This is a genomic window from Nocardia sp. NPDC050717 (assembly GCF_040654275.1).
In the GTDB taxonomy this organism is placed as follows: domain Bacteria; phylum Actinomycetota; class Actinomycetes; order Mycobacteriales; family Mycobacteriaceae; genus Nocardia.
On sequence record NZ_JBFAHR010000003.1, the window covers coordinates 39,449 to 50,139 of the forward strand.

Consider the following 10,691-nt stretch of genomic DNA (forward strand, 5'->3'; position numbering starts at 1 on the left):
GTTCGTTGCGAGAGAGATCCCTGATGAGAAGTCCGCGCTGGAGCGGCTGGTTGCTGGCGGTCGGCTTGCTGATCGCGGCCTGTTTGCTCAGCCTGCTTGTCGGCACGAAATCGATTCCGTTCGCCGATGTCTGGCAGGCGCTGACCGGCCCGGAAATCTCGCCCGACCAGGTCACCGTCGCCGAATATCGCCTCCCCCGAACGATCCTCGGGCTGCTCGCCGGACTCGCACTCGGCGTCGCGGGCTGCCTGATGCAAGGCCTGACGCGGAACCCGCTCGCCGATCCCGGGTTGCTGGGAGTGAACGCGGGCGCCGCTTTCGCCATCGCGATCGCCGTGGGGTTGCTCGGCGTGAGTGAGATCACGTCATACGTCTGGTTCGGGTTCGCCGGCGCCGCGCTGGTGTCGATGGTCGTCTACCGGCTCGGCACCGCGGGGCACTCCGGCACCGATCCGATCCGGCTGACCCTGGCTGGCGTGGCGGCCACCGCCGTGCTCGTCGGGCTCACCAGGGGCCTGATCCTGGTGGACCCCAAGGCTTTCGACGAGATGCGGCGCTGGGACGCCGGTTCGCTCACCGGCCGCGGCTTCGACGTCATCGCGGGCGCGGCGCCGTTCATCGTGGTCGGGCTGGTGCTCGCCGCGGTCTGCGCGCGCTCGCTCAACGCCGTCGCCCTCGGCGACGATCTGGCCCGCTCGCTCGGCGTGCACGTCACCCGGACCCGGCTGCTCACCGCGCTGGCGCTGGTGCTGCTGTGCGGCACGGCCACCGCCGCCGTCGGGCCCATCTCCTTCGTCGGCCTGGCGGTGCCGCACATCGCGCGCTGGCTCGTCGGACCCGATCAGCGCTGGATCTTCGCCTACTCGCTGGTGCTGGCCCCGCTGCTGGTGCTCACCGCGGATGTGCTCGGCCGCGTCATCATCCGGCCCGACGAGGTCCCCGCTGGTCTGGTCACGGCATTCCTCGGCGCGCCCATGCTCATCTGGCTGGCCCGCCGCTCGCGAGTGGGAGCAGCCACATGAGTTCGAAGATCGATTTCGGCCGCACCCTGCTGATCGTGCGACCGCCGCGGCTGCGGCTGACCGCCAGGATCGGCGTGCGCACGCTGGTGGTGTGCGCGATCCTGCTGGTCGTCGCCGTCGCCACGGCAGTGCTGGCGCTGGGCAGCGGCGACTTCCAGATCGCCCCGGCCAGGGTGCTGCGCGCGCTGGTCGTCGGCGACGAGCGGTTCGACCGGCTGGTGGTCTGGGACTGGCGCCTGCCACGCATCCTGCTGGCACTGGCGCTGGGCGCCGCGCTCGGCGTGAGCGGCGCGATCCTGCAGTCGGTGACCCGGAATCCGCTGGGCAGCCCCGACATCATCGGCTTCAGCACCGGCGCCTACACCGGCGCGCTGCTGGTGATCCTCACCCTCGGCGGCGGGCAGTTCCAGACCGCGGCGGGCGCGATGATCGGCGGGCTCGGCGCGGCGCTGGTGATCCACCTGCTCGCCTTCCGGCACAACGTCACCGGGTTCCGGCTGATCATCGTCGGCATCGGCGTGAGCGCCATGCTCGCCTCGATCAACACCTGGCTGATCATGCGGGCCGACCTGGACGCGGCGATGTCGGCGGCGGCCTGGGGCGCCGGCTCGCTCAACGGCCTGTCGTGGCCGCAGGTCGCGCCGACCGTCGGCATCCTGGCCGTGCTGGCGCTGGCGCTCATCCCGGCCGCGCCCCGCCTGCAGATCCTCGAACTCGGCGACGACGCCGCGCGCGCCCTCGGGCTCGACGCGGGCAAGGCGACGGGCTGGCTGATCGCGCTCAGCGTCGCGTTCACCTCGCTGGCCACCGCGGTGGCCGGGCCGATCGCGTTCGTCGCGCTCGCCGCACCGCATCTGGCGCGCAAGCTCACCCGCACCCCATCGATCGCGCTGCTGCCTGCCGCGGTGATGGGCGCGACCCTGCTGGTCACCTGTGACTGGATCGCCCAGCACGCGTTCGCGCCGACCACCATCCCGGTCGGCATCGTCACCGGGTCCATCGGTGGCCTGTACCTGGCGTATCTGCTCGTCGCCGAGGCGCGACGGAAATAGGGAAAGCGACATGAACGACACTCACGCCGCGCGGTTGCGCGCCGACCAGGTCCGGCTCGGGTACAAGGGTCGCACGATCAGTGATCAACTCTCCGTGGACATTCCGGACGGGAAGTTCACCGTGATCATCGGCCCGAACGCCTGCGGCAAGTCCACGCTGCTGCGCGCGCTGGCCCGGCTGCTCCCCCCGGATTCCGGGACGGTGCTGCTCGACGGCAAGCCCGTGACCGACTATCCGGCCAAGGAACTGGCCCGCCAGATCGGCCTGCTGCCGCAGACCTCGACGGCGCCGGACGGTATCCGGGTGGCGGATCTCGTCGCCCGCGGCCGCTATCCGCATCAGACGCTGCTGCGGCAGTGGTCGCGCGCCGACGAGGAGGCGGTGGCGGAGGCCATGGCGGCCACCGGGGTCGCCGAGTTGTCGGCGCGGCCGGTCGAGGAACTCTCGGGTGGTCAGCGCCAGCGCGTATGGATCTCGATGGTGCTCGCCCAGCAGACGCCCATCATCCTGCTCGACGAGCCGACCACCTATCTCGATATCGCCTACCAGATCCAGCTGCTGGATCTGTGCCGCTCGCTCAATCGCGATTCCGGACGCACGGTCGTCGCGGTCCTGCACGACCTCAACCACGCGTTCCGCTACGCCGATCACCTGATCGCCATGCGAGACGGACGAATCGTCGCCACCGGCGAGCCCGCCGAGATCGTCACCGCGGACCTGGTCCACGAGGTGTTCTCGCTGCGCTGCCGGATCATCGACGACCCGGAAACCGGTACGCCACTGGTGATTCCGCTGGCGGAGAACGCCGCTCCGGTGCACTGAAGAAATGAGGAAAACCCCGTCCATGTTCACCAACCGCTCCTCGGGCCGTCTCCGCGCCGCCCTCGCCCTGCTGGTTCTCGCGCTGGTCGCGGTGCTCACCGGCTGTGGCAGCTCGTCCTCCGATACCGCCGACGCCGGGCCCCGTGAGGTGCCCTCGGCGAAGGGCCCGATCAAGGTGCCCGCCGATCCGCAGCGCGTCGTCGTGCTCAACGGCAATCTCGCCGGTTACCTCTACGACCTCGAGGCGAAGGTCGTCGCCGCCGATCCACGGCTGCTCGGCGTCCCCAACAAGCCGGGCGAGTTCCCGACCGGCTGGGCCGAGGACGCGAAGGCGCAGGGCACGCAGGCCGTGCCGTCCGGCGACAACATCAACCTCGAGTTCATCGCCGCGCAGCGCCCGGATCTGATCATCGGTGGCGGCCAGGGCTACCCGGGCCAGCAGTCGGTCAACGCTTACGACCAGCTCAGCGCGATCGCCCCGACCGTGCTGATGCCGACCGAGACGACCAACTGGCAGGACCAGCTGCGGTTCATCGCCGAAACGGTGAACAAGCCGGCCAATGTCGACACCCTGATCGCGAACTACCAGGCCAAGCTCACCGAGGCCAAGGGCAAGATCAAGCCGCCCGCAGGCGCGACCGTGGTGTTCCAGTCGATCAAGAGCCAGAAGCCGACCGTCTTCGTGCCGACCGCCGCGCTGCCCGCCCTGCTCGCCGAGGTCGGGTTCACGCTGGACACGCAGGTGGAGGCCAAGGCCGGTAACCCCGCCAAGGAGCAGAGCGCCGACTTCATCAGCTTCAGCCCGGAGCTGATCAACACGGTGATCGACGCCCCGGTGATGTTCACCATCCCGCTCAGCGGCGGCCGCTCGCTCGACGAACTACGTGCCGACCCGCTCTACGCCTCGCTGCCCTCCTTCCAGCAGAACAAGGTCTTCGAACTGCCGGCGACCAGCTCGCGCCCCGACTACCGCACCGTGATGACCACCCTCGATCTGCTCGTGGAGCGCTTCAAGTGACCTCGGGTCTGCTCATCGACATCAGCCCGCTGCGGGCCTCGCGCGCGTTCCGGTGCGCCTTCGCGGCGCGGCTGGTGTCGGTGCTCGGCATCGGGCTGCTCATGGTGGCCCTGCCGCTGCAGGTCTATGAGCTGACCGGATCGAGCGTGCAGGTCGCCGGGGTGGCCACCACAACCGCGGCGGCGCTGTTCTTCGGCAGTCTCGCCGGTGGCGTGGTCGCCGACCGGTACGACCGCCGCACGGTGATCCAGTGGTCGCGCAGCGCGGCCGGTCTCGGGTTCCTGCTGCTCGGCGTGAACGCGATCCTGCCCGATCCGGTGCTGCCCGCGATCTACCTCGCCGCCGTCATCGACGGCCTCGCGGGCGGGGTCAGCGGTTCGGCGTTGATGGCCATGGTGCCGGTGCTGGTCGGCCGCGAGAAGGTGGCGGCCGCGGGCGCGCTGGTCTCGTTGACCACCGACCTCGGCACGATGGTCACCCCGGCGATCGCCGGACTGCTCGTCGCGAAAACCGGTGTGGCCACGGCCTATTTCCTCTGCGCCCTGGCCACCACCGCGACGGTCGGGCTGATCACCGCGATCGGGCCGTCGCCGCCCCCGCAGCGCGACCTGCAGAACCCCTTGCGCGAGTTGGCCTCCGGCATCTCCTTCGCGCTCCGCCACGAATCGATCCGGCTCATCCTGGCGACCGGGCTCATCGGGATGCTCGTCAGCGGTCCGCTGGTGCTGCTGCCCGCCTTCGCCGATGTCGAACTCGACGCGGGACCGGGCACGCTCGGCCTGCTCTACGCGGCGCCCGGCGCGGGCGCGGTGCTCGGCACGCTCACCAGCGGCTGGATGGGCCGCGTCAATACCGGGCGGGCCCTGCTGATCTCGCTCGCGCTGATGCCGATCGGCGTGATCGCGGCCGGGCTGTGGTCGCACGCGGCCCTGGTGTTCCTCGGGCTCGCCGGGTTCGGCCTGGCCAGGGCCGTGAACATGGTGCTGCGCTACGCCATGCTGCAGCAGGCCGCGCCCGACCACATGCGTGGGCGGATGTCGGGCCTGCTGATGGTGCAGTCGGTCACCGGTACCGCGGTCGGCTCCATGGTGGCCGGTGTCGTCGGCCAGACATTCGCTCCCGGACGCGCGCTCGTGCTCTACGGCGTCGCCGTCCTGGTACTCACCGGCCTGATGGCGCTCGTCGCCGGGCCGCTGCACAGAAAGGAAAACGGTGAAGGATCGCAGTGACTACGCCGCGAACATCGCCGAGGTGCTCGCCGGGGACCACTACGCCAAGGTCCCGTACCCGATCGGCCTGCAGGAGGTGGAGGTGCTGCGGGTCGTTCCCGTCGGCGCCGCGCTGCTGCGGATCACCTTCGGCGGCCCGGACATCGCGACGTTCCACAGCTACGTGCCGGACGAGCATGTGCGCCTGATCTTCCCGGGTGAGGACGGCGTACTCCGGCTGCCCAAGCTCGACGGCACGATGCTCGAATGGGGCAACCCGCGGCCGATCTCGCGCGAGTACACCGTGCGCAGGCACAGCGTCGCCGACGGCGAACTCGACATCGATTTCGTCATCCACCCCGGCGGCCTGGCCTCCGACTGGGCGGCCTCGGTGACCCCCGGCACCAAGGTGCACATCGCCGGTCCGCCCGGCGGTGTGGTGATCCCGGAGACCTACGACGACTATCTGCTCGCCGGCGACATCACCGCGCTGCCCGCCATCGCCCGCTGGCTCGAGCGCATGCCGCGCGACACCACCGGCTGGGCGTTCATCGAGGTGGCCGGGCCCGCGGAGGAGATCCCGCTCGACCCGCCCGCCGGGGTGACCGTGCGCTACGTGCATCGCGGCGACCTGGAGCCGGGCACCAGCGACGTGCTCGAGCAGGCGGTGCGCACGGTGGAAGTGCCTGCCGGACACCGCGTCTACGCGTGGGTGGCAGGCGAGGCCGGGGTGCTGCGCGGCATCCGCAAGATCATCCGCAACGACCTGGGCATCGGTCCCAAGGACTCGCTCATCGCGGGCTACTGGAAGCGCGGCGTCGCCGACTTCGATCGAGAGGAATGACCATGACCGACGAACAGGTGATCGCCGACGTGGCCACCGCGCTGGGGGTCGAGGCGGCCGAGCTGAGCGCCGAGACCGATCTGCTCGACGCCGGACTCGATTCGGTGCGCATCATGTCACTGGTGGAGAAATGGCGGGGGGCCGGCCATGCGGATATCGACTTTCCCACGCTCGCGGGGGATCCCGTGCTCGGTTCCTGGATCGAGCTGCTGGCCTGAGCGACGGGGTGGCGTGCCCGGCACGCCACTCCGCCCGCGGTCAGTTCCCGTGCGCGCCGTCGGCGAGCAACTGGCGCAGTTCCTTGCGGCTCGTCTTGCCGACCCCGGTCTCGGGGAACTCGTCGACCACCACCACCGCGTCGGGCATCTTCCACGCCGCCACCCCACGCCCGCGGACGAACTTGCGCACCGTGGTGAGGGTGGGGCGCCGCGCGGGATCGGCGGGCTGCACGAAGGCGCAGATGCGCTGTCCCAGAACGGGATCCGGGGTGCCGACGATCACGGCGTCGCGCACGTCCGGGTGCTCGAGCAGGTGCGCCTCGAGTTCCTCGGCCGAGACCTTCTCCCCGCCCCGGTTCACCCAGTCGCCCGCCCGGCCCGCGACCACCAGATTGCCGTCCGGACGCACCGAGACGATGTCGCCGGTGCGATACCACCCGGCGGCGGTGAAGCTGCGGGCGTCGGCCTCGGGATTGTCGTAGTAGCCGCGAATCGTGTACGGGCCCTGCGTGATCAGGTTGCCCTGCGCGCCCGGCGCCACCTCGGCGCCGTCGTCGTCGACGACCGCGATCTGATCGAAGGCCGACATCGGACGCCCCTGGGTGCTCACCACCACGTCGATCGGGTCGTCGAGGCGGGTGTAGCAGACCAGGCCCTCGGCCATCCCGAACACCTGCTGCAGGGTGACCCCGAGCGCGGGCCCGATCCGGCGGGCCAGTTCGTCCTGGCAGCGCGCGCCACCCACCTGCAGCACGCGCAGGCTGGACAGGTCGGGGGTCTCCCCCGCTTCGGCCCGCTCGGTCCACAGCCGCGCCAGGGGCGGCACCAGGCCGGTGATGGTGACGCCGAACCGCTCGATCAGCGGGAAGGCGGTCGCGGGCGTGGGGTCCGGCGTCATCGCCACCGCGCCACCGGCCCACAGCGCGCCGAGGATGCCCGGCGAACTCATCGGGAAGTTGTGCGCGACCGGCAGCGTCGCGAGATAGACGGTGTCGCTGTCGAGTTCGCAGAGCTCGGCGCTGCGGCGCACGCTGTAGAGGTAGTCGTCGTGGGTGCGGGCGATGAGTTTCGGGATGCCGGTGCTGCCGCCCGACAGTTGCAGGAACGCCACGTCACCGGCGTCCGGCCCCGGCAGATCCGTCGGCTCGTCCCGGAATTCGGCGAGGTCACGGGCGCCCTCGGGGGCGGACTGCCCTTCGTCGAGGACGAGCAGGACGTGGCGCAGGCCGGGCACCTCGGCGCGCACCGACTGGGCCAGCGCGGCGTAGTCGAAGCGCTGATGGGTCCCGCTGGTGATCATCGCGGTCGCGCCGGCGGCCCTGGCGATCGGCACGAGTTCGGCGGCGCGGTGCGCGGGCAGGCAGAACACCGGCAGCGCGCCGAGTTCGAAGAGCGCGAAGATCACCTCGACGAATTCGGCGCGATTGGGCAGTTGCACCAGCACCCGCTCGCCCCGCACGATCCCGAGACGGGCCAGCCCGGCGGCGAGGGCGCGCGCCCGGTGGTGCAGTTCGGCGTAGGTCCAGCGGTGCGTGGTGTCGAGGACCGCGATCCGATCCGGCGTGGCGGCGGCGCGCGCGGCGAGCATGCCGCCGAATGTCTCACCGACCCACAGTTTCTCGTCGCGATAGCGTTGTGCCAGGTCAGCGGGCCACGGGGTGAAGCCGGGGAGTACGGGATCGGTCAAGTCGAGCACCTCTTTCCAGCGGGCATTCCGGTGTTGCGGCCGGAGGTTATGAGGGAAGCTAACCATCCGACGGTATATTCAGGTTAGGCTAACCTCATGTCTAAGGGTGATTCCAGCGGGCGGATCGTCGTCGTCACCGGCGCGGCCGGGGGTATCGGCGCCGCGATCGCCGCGCGATTCGCGGCGGCGGAGCGGGTGGTCTCGCTGTGGGACCTCGACCCGGCGGTACACGAGACCGCCGCGTCCATCGATGATGCCACCGAACACACTCGCACCGGAAGTGCCGGTGCGGCAACAGCATCCACGCGGCGCGCCGCGGTGCACGGCGTCACCGTCGACATCACCGACCCCGACGCGGTCACCGCCGCCTACGATCGGCTCACCGCCGAGCACGGCACCGTCGAGGTGCTGGCGCACGCCGCGGGCGTGATGGTCGACGGCGCTCCGCTCGATCTCGATCCGGCCCGCTGGGCACGCTGCCTGGCCGTCAACGCCACCGGCACCATGCTGGTCACCCAGCGCGCCGCCGTCGACATGGCCGCCGCAGGCCGCGGCGCGATCGTCGTGGTCTCCTCCAATGCGGCGGCCACGCCCCGGATCGGCATGGCCGCCTACGGCGCCGCCAAGGCCGCCGCCACCGCGTTCACCAAATCCCTCGCCCTGCAGGTGGCTCCGCTGGGCGTGCGCGTGAATCTGGTCTCCCCCGGTTCCACCGACACCGCGATGCTGCGCGACATGTTCGGCGGCGACCCGCTCGACGCGGCCGCCGAGACCGCGCTGCTGGACGGCGATCCCGCCGCCTATCGGCTCGGCATCCCGTTGCGCCGCATCGCCGCTCCCGCCGACATCGCGTCGGCCGTCGACTTCCTGGCGTCCGACGGCGCCCGCCACATCACCATGCACGACCTGCGGGTCGACGGTGGCGCAACGCTAGATATGTGACCGAAAGGGTGATCACCATCAGTACCGACAGTTCAGACCCCGCTTTCGTGTTGTCCCGTCCACGGCGGACGGTGTCCGCGTCCGCGGGCGGGACGATCTTCCGCTCGGCGCACGACGCGGTGACGGCCCTGCGCAGCGGCCGGATCAGCCACATCGTCGGCGCACTGCCCTTCACCCCCGGCGCACCGACAGCGCTGTGGGCGCCGGATTCGGTGACCGTCACCGAGTCGCCCCACCTGCCCCGGCCGCACGTACCGGTGCCCGCCTTCGAGCTCGACGAGGCGGTGCCCGCGCCGGAGGAACACCAGCGCCGCGTCGCGGCCGCGGTCGAACTCCTCGCCGACCCGGCACACCCGGTCCGGAAAGTGGTGCTGGCCAGGGCACTTCGCGCGGTGTCGGCGACACCGGTGCGGGCGCTCGACATCCTGGACCTGATGGTCGACTCCGATCCGCTGTCGAACGGCTTCCTCGTCGACCTCTCCGCGGCGGGCGGTCGCTACACCGGTCGCCACCTGGTCGGTTCCAGCCCGGAGATCCTGGTGCGCCGCACCGGCAACGAGGTCCTGAGCCATCCGCTGGCAGGCTCGGCCCGTCGCGTCCTCGCCGACGCCGACGCCGACCGCGCCGCCGCCGACGCCCTGCTCACCTCGGCCAAGGACCACGCCGAGCACCGCTACGTCGTCGACCAGGTCGCCGCCGTGCTCAGGGACCGGTGCGCCGACGTCGTCACGCCCGCACCGGAACTCACCTCCACGCCGGCGATGTGGCACCTGGGCACGCCCCTGTCGGCGACGGTCCCGCTCGCCGGGCCGTCCGCGCTGGAACTCGCCGTCGCCCTGCACCCCACCCCCGCGGTCTGCGGCACGCCGACCGGCGCCGCGGCACGCCTGATCGCCGAGCTCGAAGGCGAACGCGGCTTCTACGCGGGCGCGGTGGGCTGGTGCGACGCCGACGGCAACGGCGAGTGGATGGTGAGCATCCGCTGCGCCGAACTGTCCGCCGACGGCACCGCCCTGCTCGCGCACGCGGGCGGCGGGATCGTCGCCGCGTCCGATCCGGCCGCCGAACTGGCCGAGACCACCGGCAAATTCCAGCGCATCCTCGGTCCGCTCGGTATCGCGGATCTGCCCGTCACCGTCGGCTGAGGCCGGCTTCCCCCGAACGAGAGATCGTCATGCCTATCCCCCCGATCGCGCCCTATCCGATGCCCGGCGCCGACGAGTTCACCCCCGCACAGGTCGACTGGGTCGCCGAGCCAGGGCGCTGCGCGCTGCTCGTCCACGACATGCAGCAGTACTTCCTCGACGCCTACGACCTGCACCGCGATCCGGCCCGCACCCTCATCGCGAACATCGCCCGGCTGCGCGACCGCTGCCACGAACTCGACATCCCGGTGATCTACACGATGCAGCCCGGCAACCAGCACCCGTCCCGGCGCGGCATCCTCGCCGACTTCTGGGGCAGCGGAATGGCGGAGGGCGCCGACACCGAGGTGATCAACGCCCTCGCGCCCGAGCCGCAGGACATCCAGGTCACCAAATGGCGCTACTCGGCGTTCCAGCGCACCGACCTGCGCGAGCTGCTCGGCTACTACCAGCGCGATCAGCTGCTGGTCACCGGCGTCTACACGCACATGGGCTGCATGCTCAGCGCCGCCGAGGCGTTCATGGGTGACGTGCGCCCGTTCCTCGTCCACGACGCGACCGCCGATTTCAGCCGCGACGAGCACGTGATGGCGCTGAACTACGTCGCCCGGCGGTGCGGCGCCGTCACCGGCACCGAAGAGCTGCTGCGCCAGCTCGATCCGGCCCGCGTCCAAGCCGACGCCTGATCGCTCGCCCGCGTCGCCGGTGGCCCCGGTGACGCGGGCCACAATC

The 10,691-nt window shown here is 71.1% G+C and carries 11 protein-coding genes; 10 read left to right on the top strand and 1 reads right to left on the bottom strand.

Translation table 11 applies throughout. The features are described 5' to 3' along the window. The first annotated feature begins 23 nt into the window (after positions 1-23). The 7 genes from AB0H56_RS08670 to AB0H56_RS08700 are packed head-to-tail and all read left to right on the top strand — an operon-like array spanning position 24 to position 6,185. A complete protein-coding gene (locus tag AB0H56_RS08670) occupies positions 24-1,022 on the top strand; it encodes an iron chelate uptake ABC transporter family permease subunit (protein WP_357159314.1) in 999 nt (332 codons plus the stop codon). Continuing rightward, complete coding sequence (locus tag AB0H56_RS08675) at positions 1,019-2,074, top strand: iron chelate uptake ABC transporter family permease subunit (RefSeq protein ID WP_357159317.1); 1,056 nt, start codon at positions 1,019-1,021, stop codon at positions 2,072-2,074. Before AB0H56_RS08670 ends, AB0H56_RS08675 begins: the two co-directional genes overlap by 4 nt. A 10-nt stretch (positions 2,075-2,084) precedes the next feature. Then, the gene (locus tag AB0H56_RS08680) at positions 2,085-2,897 is read left to right on the top strand and encodes an ABC transporter ATP-binding protein (RefSeq protein ID WP_280346357.1); all 813 of its coding nucleotides are present in this window, start codon (positions 2,085-2,087) and stop codon (positions 2,895-2,897) included. 4 nt (positions 2,898-2,901) lie between these two features. Next, positions 2,902-3,915, top strand: a complete 1,014-nt coding sequence (locus AB0H56_RS08685; RefSeq protein ID WP_357159321.1) for an ABC transporter substrate-binding protein — start codon at positions 2,902-2,904, stop codon at positions 3,913-3,915. Then, entirely contained in the window at positions 3,912-5,144 is a 1,233-nt protein-coding gene (gene entS, locus AB0H56_RS08690; RefSeq protein ID WP_357159324.1) for an enterobactin transporter EntS, read from the top strand. Before AB0H56_RS08685 ends, entS begins: the two co-directional genes overlap by 4 nt. Next, positions 5,128-5,967 carry a siderophore-interacting protein gene (locus AB0H56_RS08695; RefSeq protein ID WP_357159327.1) on the top strand — a complete coding sequence of 280 codons (840 nt, stop codon included), beginning with the start codon at positions 5,128-5,130 and terminating at the stop codon, positions 5,965-5,967. Before entS ends, AB0H56_RS08695 begins: the two co-directional genes overlap by 17 nt. A gap of 2 nt (positions 5,968-5,969) precedes the next feature. Then, on the top strand, positions 5,970-6,185 hold the full coding sequence (locus AB0H56_RS08700) for a phosphopantetheine-binding protein (RefSeq protein ID WP_357159330.1): 216 nt from the start codon (positions 5,970-5,972) through the stop codon (positions 6,183-6,185). A gap of 40 nt (positions 6,186-6,225) precedes the next feature. Here AB0H56_RS08700 and AB0H56_RS08705 read toward each other — a convergent pair whose 3' ends face one another. Beyond that, positions 6,226-7,881 carry an AMP-binding protein gene (locus tag AB0H56_RS08705; protein ID WP_357159333.1) on the bottom strand — a complete coding sequence of 552 codons (1,656 nt, stop codon included), beginning with the start codon at positions 7,879-7,881 and terminating at the stop codon, positions 6,226-6,228. Positions 7,882-7,968: 87 nt separating this feature from the next. Between AB0H56_RS08705 and AB0H56_RS08710 the strand changes: the two genes are divergently transcribed. The 3 genes from AB0H56_RS08710 (at position 7,969) to AB0H56_RS08720 (ending at position 10,645) form a co-directional block, all read left to right on the top strand. Continuing rightward, positions 7,969-8,814 carry an SDR family oxidoreductase gene (locus AB0H56_RS08710; protein ID WP_357159336.1) on the top strand — a complete coding sequence of 282 codons (846 nt, stop codon included), beginning with the start codon at positions 7,969-7,971 and terminating at the stop codon, positions 8,812-8,814. A gap of 71 nt (positions 8,815-8,885) precedes the next feature. Further along, the gene (locus tag AB0H56_RS08715) at positions 8,886-9,959 is read left to right on the top strand and encodes a chorismate-binding protein (protein WP_357159339.1); all 1,074 of its coding nucleotides are present in this window, start codon (positions 8,886-8,888) and stop codon (positions 9,957-9,959) included. Between the two features lie 29 nt (positions 9,960-9,988). Beyond that, entirely contained in the window at positions 9,989-10,645 is a 657-nt protein-coding gene (locus AB0H56_RS08720) for an isochorismatase family protein (protein WP_357159342.1), read from the top strand. Positions 10,646-10,691: the final 46 nt, after the last annotated feature.

Coding starts and splice junctions, on each gene's coding strand:
- AB0H56_RS08710 (WP_357159336.1), top strand. CDS start 7,969: ATGTCTAAGGGTGATTCCAGCGGGCGGATCGTCGTCGTCACCGGCGCG.
- AB0H56_RS08670 (WP_357159314.1), top strand. CDS start 24: ATGAGAAGTCCGCGCTGGAGCGGCTGGTTGCTGGCGGTCGGCTTGCTG.
- AB0H56_RS08675 (WP_357159317.1), top strand. CDS start 1,019: ATGAGTTCGAAGATCGATTTCGGCCGCACCCTGCTGATCGTGCGACCG.
- AB0H56_RS08685 (WP_357159321.1), top strand. CDS start 2,902: ATGAGGAAAACCCCGTCCATGTTCACCAACCGCTCCTCGGGCCGTCTC.
- AB0H56_RS08720 (WP_357159342.1), top strand. CDS start 9,989: ATGCCTATCCCCCCGATCGCGCCCTATCCGATGCCCGGCGCCGACGAG.
- AB0H56_RS08680 (WP_280346357.1), top strand. CDS start 2,085: ATGAACGACACTCACGCCGCGCGGTTGCGCGCCGACCAGGTCCGGCTC.
- AB0H56_RS08700 (WP_357159330.1), top strand. CDS start 5,970: ATGACCGACGAACAGGTGATCGCCGACGTGGCCACCGCGCTGGGGGTC.